Here is a 16,077-nt window from a genome sequence, read left to right as displayed (position 1 = left end):
TGCGAGCGTTTCACCAGCGTGCGCCGAACACCGTGCGCAATTCTTCAAGCGCTGTTTCGTCGAGCGGGGCGGGACGCGGGTTCGTCATCAGCCACAGGCGCGCCGTCTCTTCCAGCTCTTCGAGCACATACGACGCCTGTGATACCGACCGCTCCCACACGACAGGCCCCAGCCGTTCGAGCAGCACGCCGCGCACGCTTTCGGCGAGCGCCGCGATCTGCTGCGCGACTTGCGGATCGCCGGGACGCCGGTAGCGGATCAGCGGAATGTGGCCGACCTTCATCACGTAGTACGGCGTGATGGGCGGCAGCACGTCGGCTTCGCTCCAGACGCCCGCGAGCGTCAGCGCGACGAGATGCGTCGAATGCGTGTGCACGATGCCGCGCGCCTCGCGGTTGCGCTCGTAGACGCCGCGATGCAGCGCGAGCGTTTTCGACGGCTTGCCGCCTGACACGGCGTTGCCTTCGAGATCGACTTTGGCGATCTGCGCCGGGTCGAGACGGCCGAGACAGACGTCCGTCGGCGTGATCAGCCAGCCGTCGTCGAGGCGCGCGCTGATGTTGCCCGCGCTGCCGACGGTGTAGCCGCGCGCGTACAGGCTCGCGCCCGTCACGCAGATTTCTTCGCGGACTTTCGCCTCGCTGCCTGTGTGGATGGCGAGCGTCATTGCGCGTCTCCGTCGAGTTGACGCAGCGCCTTCGCGAAGAAATCGACGGCGCCGAAGTTGCCCGACTTGAGTGCGAGTGCGAGCGGCTCAGCACCGATGGTCGCGGTCGCGGGCACGCCGGGATCGATCTGCTTGCCGATGCGCAGCATTTCGACGTCGAGCGCCTGCACCACGGCGCCCGATGTCTCGCCGCCCGCGACGACGAACTTGCGCACGCCGAGATCGTGCAGTCCGCGCGCAATTGCAGCCAGCGTGCGCTCGACCAGTTCCCCGGCTTGCGCGACACCGAGTTCGCGCTGCGTGGCCTTCACTTCATCCGGTGATGCCGTTGCGTAGATCAGCACAGGCTGAGGCTGCGCCGCGTTCATATGCTCGCGCGCGAAGGCGAGCGCCTGTTCGACGACGGGCTCGCCGCGCGCGGCGGCCAATGGATCGATGCGGAACGCGGGGCGCGTGTCGCGCCATGCGGCAACCTGCGCATTGGTCGCTTTCGATGCGCTGCCCGCCAGCACTGCCGACGCGCCTTCGACGCGCGGCAGTTCACCGGCATCGGCGGCATCGTCGAGCAGACCGGCGCGGCGGAAATTGCCCGGCAAGCCGAGCGCGACGCCCGAACCGCCCGTGATCAGCGGCAGGTCCGCGCAGGCTTCGCCGAGCGTGTAGAGATCGGCGTCCGAGACGGCATCGGCGATCGCCATACGCACACCGTCGTGGCGCAGCGCATCGATCGACGCGCGCACGGCTTGCGCGCCTTGCGCCACCGCGTCATAGCGCACGAGGCCGACTTTCGACTGCGTTTGCCGCTGCAACACGCGCACGAGATTCGCGTCCGTCATCGGCGTGAGCGGGTGATGTTCCATGCCCGATTCGTTGAGCAGCACGTCGCCGACGAACAGATGCCCGCGATAGATCGTGCGGCCATTCTCGGGAAACGCCGGGCACGCGATCGTGAACGGCGTGCCGCCGTCGATCGCCGACAGCGCATCGAGCAGCGCATCGGCGACGGGGCCGATGTTGCCTTTATCGGTCGAATCGAAGGTCGAGCAGTACTTGAAGAAGAACTGGCGGCAGCCTTGCGCGCTCAACCAGTCCAGCGCGTCGAGCGATTGCGCGACGGCATCGGCGGCGTCGATGGTGCGCGACTTCAGCGCGACGACCAGTGCGTCGGCTTCGATGCGGGTATCGGCAGCGGGCACGCCGATGGTCTGGACGGTGCGCATGCCGCCGCGCACCAGCATGTTCGCGAGGTCGGTTGCGCCCGTGAAGTCGTCGGCGATGCAACCAAGCAGGGGCTTGCGGGTAGAGGTGGTCATCTCGTTCGGCTCCGCTTAGCGCTTCGGCGGCACGTCGATGCCGGGGAAAATCTTGATGACGGCGGAATCGTCTTCGCCGCCATGCCCTGCCGTCGACGCCATCATGAACATCTGATGCGCCGCCGCCGACAACGGCAGCGGAAACTTCGAGCGACGCGCGGTATCGAGCACGAGGCCGAGGTCCTTGACGAAGATATCGACGGCCGACAGCGGCGTGTAGTCGCCGTTGAGAATGTGCGGCACGCGGTTCTCGAACATCCACGAGTTGCCCGCACTGTGCGTGATCACGTCATAGAGCGCGTCGGGGTCGACGCCTTCGCGCAGGCCGAGCGCCATCGCTTCGGCAGCGGCGGCGATGTGCACGCCCGCGAGCAGCTGGTTGATGATCTTCACCTTCGATCCCGCGCCATGCTGATCGCCGAGGCGATAGACTTTGCCCGCCATCGCGGCGAGCACGTCGTCGCATGCGGCGTAGGCGGCGGCGGGGCCGGACGTCATCATCGTCATTTCGCCCGATGCCGCGCGCGCCGCGCCGCCCGACACGGGTGCGTCGAGCAAGTGCAAGCCGGACGCTTCGACGCGGCGGCCGAGGTCGATGGCGAAGTCGGGCGCAACGGTTGCGCAGGCGATCACGACGCCGCCCGGTTTCATCGCCCTAATGGCGCCCTGCTCGCCGAACAGCACGGTTTCGGTTTGCGCCGCGTTGACGACGAGCGTGACGACGACGTCGCATTGCGCGCCGAGTTCAGCGGGACTTGCGCAAGCCTTGCCGCCATCGGCGACGAACTGGTCGAGCACATCGCGGCGGACGTCGCACGCATGCACGTTGAAGCCGCCGCGCAGCAGCGAGCGCGCGACGCCCATTCCCATCGCGCCAAGACCGATCACTCCGACATTTCTGGACATACCATTCCTCTACGAACAATGCTTCGGACGACGGCTCGCGCGTGCCGCGAGCAGACGTGTGTGGATCAGCAGATACCGGCCTCAGCCAGGCGGCGGGCGGCGTTGTACATGTGCGTTTGCGCGGCGTTGCGGGCGGCCATTGGATCGCCGGCGCGAATCGCGGCGACGATTGCGGCGTGCTCGTCGCGCACCTGACGCGAGAAGTCCTCGCGCAGCGCTTCGTTGCGGCGCGTGATGACGGTGCCTGCTTCGAGGTACTGGTTGAGGAACGTCAGGGTTTTCAGGAAATACGGGTTGCCCGTCACGGTAGCGATCGTGCGGTGGAACGCGACGTCTTCAGCGACACCGTCGCGGCCCTCGGAGACGGCTTCGTCGATTTTTTTGAGGACGGCGTCGATTGCCAGCATGTCGGCGTCCGTGCGGCGCATGGCGGCTTCTGCTGCGACTTCGGCTTCTATTGCGCGGCGCACTGCGAGGATCTGCAGCACTGAGCCGCCTTCCATTGCTTCTGCGTAGTCGATTCGCAGCGGGCGGATCGCGCCGTGGGCTGACACATACACGCCGCTGCCCTGGCGGGGCTCGACCACGCCTTCGTTCTTTAGGCGTGAGATCGCTTCTCGGATTACTGTGCGGCTGACGCCGAATTCTTGCGATAGCACGGCTTCTGTTGGCAGCTTGCCGCCGCGGGCGAAGGTGCCTTTGTCGATTTGTGCGAGGAGCTGTTGCGCGACCGTGTCGCTGAGTGCCCGGCTCGGGATCTTTTCGAACATATCAGTGGATTTGCCATGTCATAGGGTCATCATACAAATTTGCCTGCGGCAGGTGTTATGGGGGGAAACCCTCGGGGTTTGGGTTTAGCCTTCGTGGCGCGGGCGATGCCGGTTGGGGTTTTTTGGCCTTTGCGCTGGCATTCGCGATTGAGCCTTCGCGGCGCTGCCGGGTTGGTTATTCTGGGCTTTGCGCTGGCATCCGCGTTTTTGCCTTCGTGGCGCGGCCGGTTTGGTTTGCTTGTGTTTGCGCTGGCATCCGCGTGACGGTGTTTGCCGTTCATGCGTCGCCCCTGTGCGGGGCGGCACCTACTTTTCTTTGCCGCCGCAAAGAAAAGTAGGCAAAAGAAAGCGGCTAACACCGCCAACATTTCTTCTTGCCTGAGGGCCCCCAAAGGGTCTTACGCTTCACACGGCAACATCTCTGTTGGCGCTCGTTGCCAACGCGCGAACTAAGCGCCTCACCCACTTCGCATTCCCATGCACCGGCTAACGGCAGCGAATGGTTTCCGCCGCCCAGGTGGCAAACTATGTGTAGGTTGTCGCGGCGTATAGCCTGGCGCTCTTACAGGGTGGGACGCATGCGCTGTCGGTCCGGAGTGAGGAGTGTGCGGTGCTACGGCCTACACACAGTTTGCCACCTGGGCGGCAGTGGAATATCTGGCACGGCGTGTTGCGACGCGGACGCGTGAAGCGGGTGAGGCGTCAATTCAGAGCGTTGGCAACGAACATGAGTCACGTGATTGCCGTGTGAAGCGTGGGACCGTCTGGGGGCCCTCAGGCAGGAACTAGAACTGGCGGTGTTAGCCGCTTTCTTTTGCCTACTTTTCTTTGCGGCGGCAAAGAAAAGTAGGTGCCGCCCCGCACAGGGGCGACGCCTGAAGCACGAAGGCAAATCGCGGATGCCCGAGCAAAGGCAAAAATCCAAAAGCGACGCCGGTTACAGGCAAACCCAAAGGCAAAAGCAAACCGCGTCGCGGACAACAACCAAACCTCAACTCTCCATCATTTCCCGAGCCCAAACCACAGCAGCGCGAGCCGGCGCAACGCCAGTTGCCTTAACCCTCTCAGCAAGCTCAAAAACCCGCGGCGCGATCATTGCAACCTCATCCAGCACGGCCTGCTTATCGGCGGAGCCGAGATACTCCCGCACGCAGCTAATAATCCCACCCGCGTTGACGAGAAAATCCGGCGCATAAAAAATCCCACGCTGATGCAGCACATCACCCTCAGCCAGCGACATCAGCTGATTATTAGCGCCACCAGCAATAACCTTAAACTGACAACCAGCCGCTACAGCCTCAGTAATCGACCCACCCAGCGCGCAAGGCGCAAACACATCAGCGTTGACGGATGCAATCCGCGCCGCATCAGCGATCTGCGCGCCAAACATCTGCTGCGCGCGCCCGGTCTTGCCTGCATCGATATCCGACACGATCAGTTCCGCGCCCGCGCGATGCAGCCGTTCGCACAGATCCCAGCCGACCGAACCCAAACCCTGCACGGCAACCGAAATGCCTTCCAAAGTGTCACGCCCAAGCGCAACCTGCACCGCCGCCTTCAGGCCCACGAACACACCATACGCGGTGCGCGGCGACGGATTCCCGCCATACACGTCGTTGTCGCGCGGAATGCCGCTCACATACGGCGTCTCGCTTTGCACCGCGCGCATGTCGTCGGCCGTCGTGCCGACGTCTTCAGCCGTCAGATAAACGCCGCCGAGCGATTGCACGAGCCTGCCGAACGCCTTGAACAGCGCCACGCGATCCATCTGCTCCGGACGCTTCAGGATCACCGCCTTGCCGCCGCCGAACGGCAGTCCCGCGAGCGCGTTCTTGAAAGCCATGCCCTGCGACAGACGCAGCGCGTCGTGATACGCCTCGTAGTCCGAGGCGTACTGCCAGTAGCGGCAACCACCAAACGCAGGGCCGCGCGCAGTGCTGTACACGGCGATCACGGCTTGCAGGCCGGATTCGGCATCGCTGGCCACGACAATGCGTTCATGGGCCGGTTCGCCGTGAAGCCCGAAAAGCGTTCCGGCAAAGTTCGTCGTCAGTCGGTCCATCAGTGTTCCTTCCTTGTGGGCAGGCAGTTGAGTCCGCGCGAAGCGATCGCCTCGCGCCGGCTGGCCGCTCGTCGTCCGGGTCGCGGACGCAGGCAGCGAAGTTCTCGGGACCCGCGCAAGGCAAGGTCATCCGTCGCAAAAGTGTATGCGGTCAAATTGGGAATTTTGTGCTGTTGATTAGGCACAGAACGGGATCGTGGCAGAATAATCGACTATCAGAACGGCATTACAGAAGACGAATCGTCTTGACCCGGAGACTGCATGAAACTGGACGCCACTGATCAGCGCATCCTGCGCGAACTGCGCACCGACGGACGCCTTTCGAACGCGAAGCTCGCCGAACGTGTCGGCCTGTCGGCGACGCCTTGCTGGAACCGCGTGCGCGCACTCGAAGAGGCGGGTGTGATCGAAGGCTATGCGGCGCTGCTCAACCAGAAAGCGCTAGGCTTGCCAGATACCGTCATCATCGAAGTGAAGCTCGCGAAGCACGATGAGCGCACGCTGGACCGCTTCGGCGAAGCGCTCGCCGATCTGCCGGAAGTGGTCGAGGCATTTCTCGTGTCGGGGGAATACGACTATCTGATCAAGGTCGCGGTGGCGGGCACGGAAGGCTACGAGTCGTTTCTGCGGCGCAAGCTGTATCGCTTGCCCGGCTTTCAGGACAGCCGCTCGATCTTCGCGCTGCGCTGCCTGAAGCGCTCGGTGTCCGTCGAGCCTTGAGCGCTGCAGCCATCACACCGCAAGCGACTGCTCTTCGAGCGGCATCGGCACGCCGAAGTAGAAGCCCTGCATGACCGTGCAGCCAAGCCCACGCAGCACGCTCGCCTGCGCCTCGGTCTGCACGCCTTCGGCCACGCATGTCAGTTCAAGCGAGCGGCACAGATCCACGATGCTGCGCACGATGTCCTGCGCCGCCGGATCGGCGTCGATGCGGTCTAGAAAGCCTCGGTCGATCTTGATCTTGTCCAGCGGCAGCCGGTGAATGCAGGTGAGGCTCGAATAGCCCGTGCCGAAATCGTCGAGCGAAATGTGAACACCTAGCTGCTTGAACGCATCGAGCGAAGCGAACGCCTGCTCGAAATCCTGAATGACGGCCGTCTCCGTCACTTCGAAGATCAGCCGATCAGGCGCGACGCCGCTCTCGCGAACGATGCCCGCAATGTTCGCAGCCGCGTCCAGGGAGCCGATATCGCGCGCCGACAGATTGAAAGCGACGCGCACGGCGGGATCGCACTCTCGCATCGTCGCGAGCACCTTACGCAATAGCGCCGCCGTCACGGTATGAATGAAATCGCTGCGCTCGGCGACCTTGATGAACAGCGCCGGCGGCACGTCGCCGAGCGTCGGGCTGGCCCATCGCGCTAGCGCCTCGTACGACACGACATGCTCGCGCACCGTGTCGACGATAGGCTGGAAATGAAGCGTCATTTCGCGGTCGAGATCCGCATGCCGCAGCGCCTGTTCAACTTGCCCAAGCTCGCGAATCTGTTTTTCGTGCTCCGCCGAGAAGATCGTCGTGCCGCCGCGGCGATGCTCCTTCGCGAAGTACAACGCATAATCCGCGCGCTCGAACAGTTGCGCGGGCGAGCGGCCCGCATCGGGATAGATCGCAAAGCCGAGCGATCCCGACAGCCGCGCAGTCGCGCCAGGCCACGCGTAAGGCGCGCGCAGCGTTTCGCAGATCGCCGCGCCGATGTCGCGCAAGTCCTGTGGCTCGCGCACGTCCGTCACCAGCAGGCCGAACTCGTCGCCGCCGAGCCGCGCAAGCTGGATATGCGGCCCCGAAACGTCGAGAAGCCGCCGGCCGACTTCTTCGAGCACGCGGTCGCCTGCGCCGTGGCCATATAGATCGTTGACCTGCTTGAAGCCGTCGAGATCGATTACGCCGACGGCGAACCGCGCCTGCCCTGCCTGCGCCGTTTCAAAGAGCGCGTCGAGATCGGCCAGAAAGCGCCGGCGGTTCGGCAACCCTGTGAGGATGTCGAGATTGGCGAGGCGCGAATTTTCGTCGCTCAGCCGTTGCAGTTCGGCCTGCTTCGCCTGCAATGCATGCTTCGATCCAACGAGGTTCGCGAAGTCGCGATAGTAGGTGACCAGGACGAAGATCATCGCGACGGCAACGAGCAGCATGTTGATCGCAATCGCGACAAGCACCGCGTTATGCGTCAGCGAAAAGAACAGCGAGAACGGCACGATCACGATGGCCGTCAGCAGCAATGCGGCCTTGCGCATGTGCATCAGACAGAAGATGCAGCCGATCACCGTAATCGACATGTAGAACGCCACGTGCGCGCGTGCGTACGGGTCGCCATACGGGAAAAGCAGCAATCCCCAGCCCGTGAAGATGACGCCCAGCAGTGCAATCAGCCAGATCGTCGTCTTGAGCCGCGACGCGACCTGTTCATCCGTCAGCGACGCGAGGAAGTTTCTTCGCCTTACCCACACGACCAGCCGGATCGCGCAGGCCGTGCACATCGCGAGCGGTACCCAGATGGCGAGCCAAGCCGGCGCAACGGCGACATGCGTCGCGGCCACGGCGACGCTGTTCACCACGAGGATCACATACAGCAGCGGCAATTGCCGCGAGAACGCGTCGAACTGCGAGCGTGACAGCGCGGCCTTCACGGCGGGAACAGTACGAAACGAAGCGAGGTCCTGCGGGCGAATCATGGCTCGGCAGCGTGAATGGGTCGGCAAGTCCGGGGGCGCCGCCTGTTGGTACGTCCAGGCTGCGAGAGGCGATGGCGTCTGTCGCGTACCTGCATGTTTACGGCAGTTTCGCGGCGAACCTGATGATACGAGAGCGACTATGTTCGCCAGTAAAGAAAGCTGCGAGATGCGCCACGCTGTCTCGACGGCGCCACACACGCTTGCGCAACACACGTCCGTAATGCTCGCGAAACGCCCTTTTTTACGAGGTATTCGTCAGATCAATGGCACGTTAACAGCGAACCGGTTTATCCGCCCAAGACCACCGCCGCGATCTCGACGAACAGAATTTTCACGATCGTCATCGACGGAAAGATCATCGCGTAGCCGATATCGGGGCGATCGGTCGGCGCGATGCGGTTCGCGAACGCGAGGATCGCCGGATTGCCCGTCGCGCCGCTAATCACGCCGACGGTCGCGTCGAACGGCAGGCGAAAAAGCCACAGGCAGCACGCCGCCGTGATGCACACGAGCGCAATCAGAATGGCCGCGCCGTACAGCAGGAACGAGATGCCAGTGAGGCCGATCGTCGCAAAGAACTTCGGTCCCGACGACAGCCCGACTTGCGCGAGAAACACAGTCAGGCCGAAGTTGCGCAGCACGAGATTCGCGGAAAGCGGCATCGTCCAGACGAGTCCACCCACGCGCCGGATCTTGCCGAGATAGAGCGCGACCAGCAGCAGCGCAGCGAGCCCGAGCGACAACTTGCCGACGCCCGGTATCGGCAGCGGAATCAGGCCGACCAGCAACCCGAGCGCCGCGCCGACGCCGATCGAGATGTAGCTCAACTCCGCCGTCCCCTTGATCGAATCGCCGAACAGCTTGCGCACCGCATCGCGTTGACCGGGACCGATCAGCAGACCGACACGGTCGCCGAACTCGAGTATCAGATCGGGACTCGGCAGCATGTCGGCGTCGCCGCGACGCACGTGCGCGATCGAGCACACCATGCCGTCGGGAAATCGGACATCGCGCAGCGCATGGCCGACCACGGTGCGGCTCGACGCGAACACGCGCAGATAATCGAGGTCCTCGCGGAAACGGGTCATGCGTCCGGTGTGCAATTCGCCGAGCAGTTCGGTGGCCTTACGCAACTCGTCGCCGTCCATCGAGGTCGCGAGCAGCACGTCGTCGGTTTGCATGACGAAATCGTCGGCGGGCAACTGGTTGTGATGCGCGCGGCGCACGGCTGCGATGCCGAGGCCCGCGGGCAGACGCGCTTTCAGTTCGGGAAACGTGAGGCCGACGAACGCCTGGTTGCGCAGCGCGATCTCGGCCGTCTCCATGATGTTTGCGGGCGGCGCTTCGATCTTGCGCGCCAGCGCGACGCTCAGCACATAGAGAAACAGGATCGGCCCGGCGACACCGAAGGGGTAAGCAACGCTATAGCCGACGGCCGCGCCTTCGCCCTTCAGCACGGCGAGCACCGCCTGCAGGCTTGCCGTGCTCGTGCCCGCGCCCGCATACAGGCCGAGCGCCTGATCGAGCTTCACGCCGAACAGCGGCCCGAGCGCTAGCGACACGAAGCCCGCGCCGATCACGCCAAGCACGGCGGCTGCGTTCGCCTTGAGTCCATCTGCACTCGACAAGCCGGCGAAAAACTGCGCGCCGTACTGCACGCCGATGCCATAGAGAAACAGCAACAGACCCAGCGTGCCGAGCACCGCGGGCGGCGCGGACTTCGGCGCAAAGCCGCCGATTGCAAGCCCGACGAACAGTACCGCGCCGGAGCCGAGCGCCACGCCTTTGATGCTCCATTCGCCGATCACATAGCCCAGCGCGATGGTGAGAAACAATGTGAGCAACGGCTGCGATTCAAGCAACGTCCGGACTGCATCCATGTTCGCTCCCAGGGTCGTGTACTGGCCTTGCCGTTAGCTAACGAAAGAGCATGATGCGACTGGAATGGGCGCGCGCGTCACTTGCGCTAGTGCCCATGTATTGCCTGATCAATCATAGACGCTGTGCAGGCGTGTGGCGTATCCAGGCAACGGGTGCCTGAGGCCATTTGTGATCTGGTTTGCGTATTCGCTCTCGCAGCGGGTTTTGGTTTTTTGCTTCGCTGAGGTTTACGGTTTGGCTATGCGTGGGCATTCGGGGTTTGCTTTTGCGGTGGCATCCGCGATTTGCCTTCGTAGCGCGGCCGGTTTGGTTTGCTAGTGTTTTTGCTGGCATCCGCGTGATGGTGTTTGCCGTTCATGCGTCGCCCCTGTGCGGGGCGGCACCTACTTTTCTTTGCCGCCGCAAAGAAAAGTAGGCAAAAGAAAGCGGCTAACACCGCCAGCTCTTCTTCCTGCCTGAGGGCCCCCAACCGGTCCCACACTCCACACGGCGGCGAATCTGTTCGCGTGCGTTGCCAACGCTCTCTCTGTACGCCTCACCCGCTTCACACACCCGCACAAGAGCTAGCGGCAGCGTGTGGTTACCGCAGCCCAGGTGGCAAACTGTGTGTAGGTTGTCGCGACGTATAGCTCGGCGCTCTTACATGGAGGCATGCGCGTGCTATCGGTCCGAAGTGAGGCCTGCGTGGCTCTACGGCCTACACACAGTTTGCCACCTGGGCGGCAGAGGAATATCTGGCAAGGCATGCTGCAACGCGGGTGCGTGAAGCGGGTGATGCGTGTATTCAAAGCGTTAGCAACGAACATGAGTCACGTGGTTGCCGTGTGAAGCGTAGGACCGGTTAGGGGCCCTCAGGCAAGAACTAGGACTGGCGGTGTTAGCCGCTTTCTTTTGCCTACTTTTCTTTGCGGCGGCAAAGAAAAGTAGGTGCCGCCCCGCACAGGGGCGACGCTTGAACGGCAAACACCATCACGCGGATGCCAGCAAAAACACAAGCAAACCACAACATTACCGAAATGTAATCAGACGCCACACACATCTCGGTATGATTGAAACGTCAAAATCCAGCAGCAAAGCGGAGCAGAACGATGCGCATCCTGGTCATCGAGGACGAACCAAAAACAGCGGCCTACCTGAAGAAGGGACTGGAAGAGTCCGGCTATTCGGTCGAGGTAGCGAACGATGGCTCGCACGGCCTGATCCTCGCACAGGAAGAAGACTACGACGTCATCATTCTCGACGTGATGCTACCGTGGATGGACGGCTGGACCGTCGTGAAGACGCTGCGCGCCACGCGCACCACACCCGTGCTCTTTCTCACCGCGCGCGACGACATCGACGACCGCGTACGCGGCCTCGAACTCGGCGCCGACGATTACCTCGTCAAACCCTTCGCGTTCGTCGAACTGCTCGCGCGCGTGCGCACGCTCGCACGTCGCGGGCCGCCGCGCGAAAGCGAGCTGATCCGCATCGGCGATCTGGAAATGGACGTGAACCGCCGCCGCGTCAAGCGCGGCACGACACGCATCGATCTCACGCCGCGCGAGTTCTCGCTGCTGCAACTGCTCGCGCGCCGCCACGGCGAAGTGTTGAGCCGCACGCAGATTGCGTCGTACGTGTGGGACATGAACTTCGACAGCGACACGAACGTCGTCGAAGTCGCGATTCGCCGCTTGCGCAGCAAGATCGACGATAACTTCCCCGTCAAGCTGATTCATACGGTTCGCGGTGTCGGCTATGTGCTCGAAATCAAGGAAGCGGATTGATGCGCGGCCGTTCGATCACCACCACGCTCGCGCTCGCATTCGGCGCGACGACGCTCGCCGTGTTCGTGCTGGTCGGCAACTTTCTGTATCGCGCGCTCGAACGTGAGATCAGTTCGCAGGACGACATGAGCATCGTGCTCGCTGCGCGTCACGCGCGGCGCCTCGCGCAGGAGATCGATGCATCGAAAGGCATTCGCGAGCATGGCGACCGGATCACGAGCATCGTGCTGGGCAATCCGGGCATGTCGATGGAAGTGTTCGATCCCAACGGGCAACTCGCCATCGAGCACAATCTGACGAGCACGCTCGGCGTCCCCGTACCCGCCAGCGACAGCTCGATTCTCGCCACCGGCCGCTCCATTCAGCGCGTGCCGCCAACGGCGCGCATCACGGAAGACGACATCGCCGCGTGGCGCAACAAGACGGGCGCACCGATTCGCGGCGTCGCCACCGACGTGACCTTGCGCGACGGCGAAATGGTCAGCATCCTGATCGCGCGCAACCTGAGCGACCGCTACGAACTGCTCGATCAATACCGCGACCAGCTCAAGATCTACGGCATCATCGGCGTGCTGCTGACCACGGTGCTCAGCTATCTGCTGATTCGCGCGGCGATGCGGCCCGTAAACGATATCGCCGCGAGCGCCGCGCAAGTCACCGTGAACCGCCTGAATACGCGCATTGCCGTTAAACGCGTGCCGCGCGAACTCGAAGCGCTGGTGACGACGCTCAACGCCATGCTCGAACGCATGGACCACGGCTTCAAACAGATGTCGCGCTTCACCGCCGATCTCGCGCACGACATGCGCACGCCGCTCAGCAACATGCGCGGCGCAACGGAAGTGGCGCTCGCACGCACACGCTCCGCCGACGAGTACGAAGCGCTGCTCGCATCGAACCTCGAAGAGTGCGAACGTCTGTCGCGCATGATCGAGAACGTGCTGTTTCTCGCGCGCGCGGAGCATCCGCAGTTCGTCAAGCACATGCGCGTGTTCGATGCCGTGCAGGAATTGACGCGCATCGGCGAGTATTTCGAAGGCGTCGCGGAAGACGCCGGCGTGCGCGTTCGCGTGACTGGCGCCGCGATGCTCACCGCCGATCTCGAACTCTTCCGCCGCGCCATCGGCAACCTGCTCGCGAACGCGCTGCGCTATACGCCGCGCGACAAGGAGATCGTGCTCGACGCGCATGAGATTGACGGCGACGTGTGCATCACGGTGTCGAACGAAGGCGAGCCGATTGCACACGAACATCTCGAACGGATTTTCGACCGCTTCTATCGCGTCGATCCGTCGCGCAGTTCGTTGCCTTCATCCGGTTCGCCGCAAGCGTCGCCGGGATCGACGGGGCTGGGCCTCGCGATCGTGCGCACGATCATGGAACTGCATGGCGGCACCGTTCATGCGGAAAGCGACGCGCGCAGCACGCGCTTCGTGCTGACGTTTCGTTGAGTGCGCGCGCCAACCCGGCCGCTATTCAGGCGCTATTGCGCCCGCAGTCCCGACAGCGTGACGCGAAGTCCCGGACTGCCTTCGTTGTTGTCGATGCTGAGCGTCGCCTGATGGCGTTGCGCGATTTTCAGCGCAATCGCGAGGCCCAGCCCGCTGCCATGTTCCTTGTTGCCCGCGCTGCGATAGAAGCGGTCGAACACGCGTTCGCGCTCCGCGTCCGGAATGCCGGGCCCGCTGTCCGACACGCATAGACCGATGCCGTCGCCGGTGCGCTTCAGGATCACATCCACCTTGCCGCCGCGTGGCGTATAGCGGATCGCGTTGTCGATCAGATTGTTGAGCAGCACCTCGATGCCCGCGGGCTCCGCGCTGACCTTGTAGGCGTCGTCGGCATCGCGAGAAGGATTGAACTCCAGGCCGAGGTCGATCTGCCTCGCTTCGGCAAGCATCGAAAAGTCGCCTACGGCGCGCTCGCACAGACGGCGCAAGCTCACCGGCTCGAAATGCGCGCTGCGCTGCGCGTCTTCGCGCGCCATCGTCAGCAGTTGATGCACGAGATGGATCAGCCGGTTCAGGCGCCCTTCAATGCGCTCGAAAGTCTGCTTGCTGCCGACCAGCGAGCCGTCGCGCTCCGCCGCCTGCAATTGCAGCTTCAATGCGGCCAGCGGCGAGCGCAACTCGTGCGCGGCGTCGCCGACGAAGGTGCGTTGCGATTGCGACGCGACGTTCAGGCGGTGCAGCAGGTCGTTGAGCGCATCGACGAGCGGCTTCAGTTCGACGGGCATGCGTCCGTCCAGGCGCAACGGATCGAGCGAATCGAACGAACGGGTCGCGAGCGCGCGCGAGATGCTCCCGATCGGCGCAAGTCCGCGGCCGACCACGAACAGCACGATCAGCACGATGACAGGAAGAAACAACGCGAGCGGCCACAGCGTGCGCAATGCGAGATGCCGCGCGAGATCTTCGCGCACGGACACGGGTTGCGCGACCTGCACGAAACGGTCGCCTTCCTGAACGCCGAATACGCGCCAGTGATACTCGTCGCGCTCTATCGTGCGCAGGCCGGGTGGATAACGCGGCACGTCGAGGCCTTCGAGCGACTTGTACACGCTCTGGCCCGCGTCGTCCCACACTTCGATGAACAGGCGATCGTCGGCGAGCCCCGCGAAATCCGGCGTGCGCCGCGCGAGCGCGTTGCTGCTGCCGACCGTTGCCGGCACGGAGAGCGCCACCGTGCGCAGCTCGTAATCGAACAGTTCAGTCGCTTCGATCCGCGCCGTATAGAAGATGCCGTACGCCGCGCTCAACGCCGCGAGCGCGAGGCCGGCGATCAGCCAGCCGAGCAACCAGCGCCGGATCGACGTCATACTGCGCGCTTGAGCCGATAGCCGACGCCACGTACCGTCACGATCTGGTCGGCGCCGATCTTGCGCCGCAGGCTATGCACATGCACTTCGATCGTGTTGCTGCCCACTTCCTCGCCCCAGCCATACAACTTGTCTTCGAGTTCGGAGCGGGTGAAGACGCGCGTCGGCTCTTCGATCAACGCCTGCAGCAGGCTGAATTCGCGCGGCACGAGCGACAGCAATTCGCCCTTCAGCGTCGCTTCGTGTGCGGCCGGGTTCAAGCTCAGATCGCCGTGCGTGTACTCAGGATGGGCGTGCCCCGTGCGACGGCGCAGCAACGCGCGCACACGCGCCGCGAGTTCGTCGAGATCGAAGGGCTTGACGAGATAGTCGTCGGCGCCCGCGTCAAGCCCTGCAATGCGGTTCTCGACAGCGTCGCGCGCGGTGAGAATCATCACGGGCGCGCTGCCGCCGCTCCGCCGGTAGCGGTTGAGCACGTCGATGCCATCGGCCTTCGGCAGGCCGAGATCGAGCAGCACCAGATCGTAGACATCGTGAGCCAGCGACAGCTCGGCTTCGCGCCCGTCGTGCGCCCAATCGATGGCATAGCCCGCGCCGCGCATCGTATCCACGACGGGCTCGCCAATCATGTCGTCATCTTCCACCAGCAGCAAACGCATCGTGCATTCTCTCCGTCGATAGCCTCCATTCTCCGAACCCGTAGCTTAGCGCGCCCTTAAGCGCCTCTTCATCGGGAAAGCGTTCATCCGCTCGCGCCGAGGCGCCTCGGTATTGCAGGCAGGCCCTCGCAGTCTTCGCATCGGCCGAAGATCACGAGGCTCGACGTCACGTAGTGAAAGTGCTGATCGGCGGCGATCTTTGCCTGCTGCTGTTCGAGGCCCGGATCGTACGCGTCCTGAATGCGGCCGCAGCGGTTGCAGACGAGGTGATAGTGGCGCTGCCCGCGATTGAGTTCGTAGATGATGCGTGCATCGCCCAATGTCGCGCTCGAAATGAGGTCCGCCTCATGCAGCTGCGAGAGCGCGCGGTAGACGCTCGCCAGGCTGCAAGGCTCCGGCTCGCGCGACAGCTTGCGGTACACCTGATCGGCGGTGAAGTGCTCGTGCGGGAGCTCGTGGAAAAGCCTCAGCACGGATGCCCGGCTCGTCGTCGGGCGCAGGCCGGCCGCTTTTAGCGCAGCGTAGATCGCAATCATGTGGAGCCCCGTCCGGTAACGCAAAGCCT

13 protein-coding genes are annotated in these 16,077 nt (G+C 63.6%); 3 read left to right on the top strand and 10 right to left on the bottom strand.

Annotated features, from left to right (window positions below):
- Positions 1-10: 10 nt before the first annotated feature.
- The 5 genes from otnC to C2L64_RS19505 all read right to left on the bottom strand — a co-directional run bounded on the left by otnC (position 11) and on the right by C2L64_RS19505 (position 5,718).
- On the bottom strand, positions 11-667 hold the full coding sequence (gene otnC, locus C2L64_RS19525; protein ID WP_007586682.1) for a 3-oxo-tetronate 4-phosphate decarboxylase: 657 nt from the start codon (positions 665-667) through the stop codon (positions 11-13).
- Positions 664-1,980, bottom strand: coding sequence for a 3-oxo-tetronate kinase (otnK, locus tag C2L64_RS19520; protein ID WP_007586684.1), 1,317 nt, complete (start codon positions 1,978-1,980; stop codon positions 664-666). The genes otnC and otnK overlap by 4 nt, the downstream gene beginning before the upstream one ends.
- 15 nt (positions 1,981-1,995) lie before the next feature.
- Positions 1,996-2,886 carry an L-threonate dehydrogenase gene (gene ltnD / locus C2L64_RS19515; protein ID WP_007586686.1) on the bottom strand — a complete coding sequence of 297 codons (891 nt, stop codon included), beginning with the start codon at positions 2,884-2,886 and terminating at the stop codon, positions 1,996-1,998.
- Between the two features lie 65 nt (positions 2,887-2,951).
- Positions 2,952-3,656 (bottom strand): FadR/GntR family transcriptional regulator, encoded by a 705-nt coding sequence (locus C2L64_RS19510; protein ID WP_007586688.1) that lies wholly within the window; start codon positions 3,654-3,656, stop codon positions 2,952-2,954.
- 991 nt (positions 3,657-4,647) lie between these two features.
- Positions 4,648-5,718 (bottom strand): Leu/Phe/Val dehydrogenase, encoded by a 1,071-nt coding sequence (locus tag C2L64_RS19505; protein ID WP_007586694.1) that lies wholly within the window; start codon positions 5,716-5,718, stop codon positions 4,648-4,650.
- A gap of 261 nt (positions 5,719-5,979) precedes the next feature.
- On the opposite strand from C2L64_RS19505, the gene C2L64_RS19500 reads away from it, so the two are divergent.
- On the top strand, positions 5,980-6,438 hold the full coding sequence (locus C2L64_RS19500; protein ID WP_007586695.1) for an Lrp/AsnC family transcriptional regulator: 459 nt from the start codon (positions 5,980-5,982) through the stop codon (positions 6,436-6,438).
- Positions 6,439-6,450: 12 nt separating this feature from the next.
- On the opposite strand, the gene C2L64_RS19495 is transcribed toward C2L64_RS19500, so the two are convergent.
- The gene (locus C2L64_RS19495) at positions 6,451-8,388 is read right to left on the bottom strand and encodes a putative bifunctional diguanylate cyclase/phosphodiesterase (protein ID WP_086909804.1); all 1,938 of its coding nucleotides are present in this window, start codon (positions 8,386-8,388) and stop codon (positions 6,451-6,453) included.
- A gap of 287 nt (positions 8,389-8,675) precedes the next feature.
- A complete protein-coding gene (locus C2L64_RS19490; protein WP_007586697.1) occupies positions 8,676-10,268 on the bottom strand; it encodes an aspartate:alanine exchanger family transporter in 1,593 nt (530 codons plus the stop codon).
- A gap of 1,089 nt (positions 10,269-11,357) precedes the next feature.
- Between C2L64_RS19490 and C2L64_RS19485 the strand changes: the two genes are divergently transcribed.
- Both C2L64_RS19485 and C2L64_RS19480 read left to right on the top strand, forming a co-directional pair.
- Positions 11,358-12,035 (top strand): heavy metal response regulator transcription factor, encoded by a 678-nt coding sequence (locus C2L64_RS19485; RefSeq protein WP_007586698.1) that lies wholly within the window; start codon positions 11,358-11,360, stop codon positions 12,033-12,035.
- Positions 12,035-13,486 (top strand): heavy metal sensor histidine kinase, encoded by a 1,452-nt coding sequence (locus tag C2L64_RS19480; protein ID WP_007586700.1) that lies wholly within the window; start codon positions 12,035-12,037, stop codon positions 13,484-13,486. Before C2L64_RS19485 ends, C2L64_RS19480 begins: the two co-directional genes overlap by 1 nt.
- A gap of 32 nt (positions 13,487-13,518) precedes the next feature.
- Here C2L64_RS19480 and C2L64_RS19475 read toward each other — a convergent pair whose 3' ends face one another.
- From C2L64_RS19475 to C2L64_RS19465, 3 genes are all read right to left on the bottom strand, one after another.
- Positions 13,519-14,853: a sensor histidine kinase gene (locus tag C2L64_RS19475; protein ID WP_007586702.1), complete on the bottom strand. Its 1,335-nt coding sequence runs from the start codon at positions 14,851-14,853 to the stop codon at positions 13,519-13,521.
- Positions 14,850-15,512: a response regulator gene (locus C2L64_RS19470; RefSeq protein WP_007586705.1), complete on the bottom strand. Its 663-nt coding sequence runs from the start codon at positions 15,510-15,512 to the stop codon at positions 14,850-14,852. The genes C2L64_RS19475 and C2L64_RS19470 overlap by 4 nt, the downstream gene beginning before the upstream one ends.
- Before the next feature lie 83 nt (positions 15,513-15,595).
- Positions 15,596-16,048, bottom strand: coding sequence for a Fur family transcriptional regulator (locus tag C2L64_RS19465; protein WP_007586706.1), 453 nt, complete (start codon positions 16,046-16,048; stop codon positions 15,596-15,598).
- Positions 16,049-16,077: the final 29 nt, after the last annotated feature.

This window comes from Paraburkholderia hospita, assembly GCF_002902965.1.
GTDB classification, from domain to species: Bacteria; Pseudomonadota; Gammaproteobacteria; order Burkholderiales; family Burkholderiaceae; genus Paraburkholderia; species Paraburkholderia hospita.
The sequence above is the reverse complement of the archived record's forward strand: the minus strand, read 5'-3'. Positions and strand labels throughout refer to the sequence as shown.

Bases quoted from the DNA above. Each gene is read 5' to 3' on its own strand.
- otnC (WP_007586682.1), bottom strand. From the start codon at position 667: ATGACGCTCGCCATCCACACAGGCAGCGAGGCGAAAGTCCGCGAAGAA.
- C2L64_RS19465 (WP_007586706.1), bottom strand. From the start codon at position 16,048: ATGATTGCGATCTACGCTGCGCTAAAAGCGGCCGGCCTGCGCCCGACG.
- otnK (WP_007586684.1), bottom strand. From the start codon at position 1,980: ATGACCACCTCTACCCGCAAGCCCCTGCTTGGTTGCATCGCCGACGAC.
- ltnD (WP_007586686.1), bottom strand. From the start codon at position 2,886: ATGTCCAGAAATGTCGGAGTGATCGGTCTTGGCGCGATGGGAATGGGC.
- C2L64_RS19485 (WP_007586698.1), top strand. From the start codon at position 11,358: ATGCGCATCCTGGTCATCGAGGACGAACCAAAAACAGCGGCCTACCTG.
- C2L64_RS19495 (WP_086909804.1), bottom strand. From the start codon at position 8,388: ATGATTCGCCCGCAGGACCTCGCTTCGTTTCGTACTGTTCCCGCCGTG.
- C2L64_RS19510 (WP_007586688.1), bottom strand. From the start codon at position 3,656: ATGTTCGAAAAGATCCCGAGCCGGGCACTCAGCGACACGGTCGCGCAA.
- C2L64_RS19500 (WP_007586695.1), top strand. From the start codon at position 5,980: ATGAAACTGGACGCCACTGATCAGCGCATCCTGCGCGAACTGCGCACC.
- C2L64_RS19480 (WP_007586700.1), top strand. From the start codon at position 12,035: ATGCGCGGCCGTTCGATCACCACCACGCTCGCGCTCGCATTCGGCGCG.
- C2L64_RS19475 (WP_007586702.1), bottom strand. From the start codon at position 14,853: ATGACGTCGATCCGGCGCTGGTTGCTCGGCTGGCTGATCGCCGGCCTC.
- C2L64_RS19470 (WP_007586705.1), bottom strand. From the start codon at position 15,512: ATGCGTTTGCTGCTGGTGGAAGATGACGACATGATTGGCGAGCCCGTC.
- C2L64_RS19490 (WP_007586697.1), bottom strand. From the start codon at position 10,268: ATGGATGCAGTCCGGACGTTGCTTGAATCGCAGCCGTTGCTCACATTG.
- C2L64_RS19505 (WP_007586694.1), bottom strand. From the start codon at position 5,718: ATGGACCGACTGACGACGAACTTTGCCGGAACGCTTTTCGGGCTTCAC.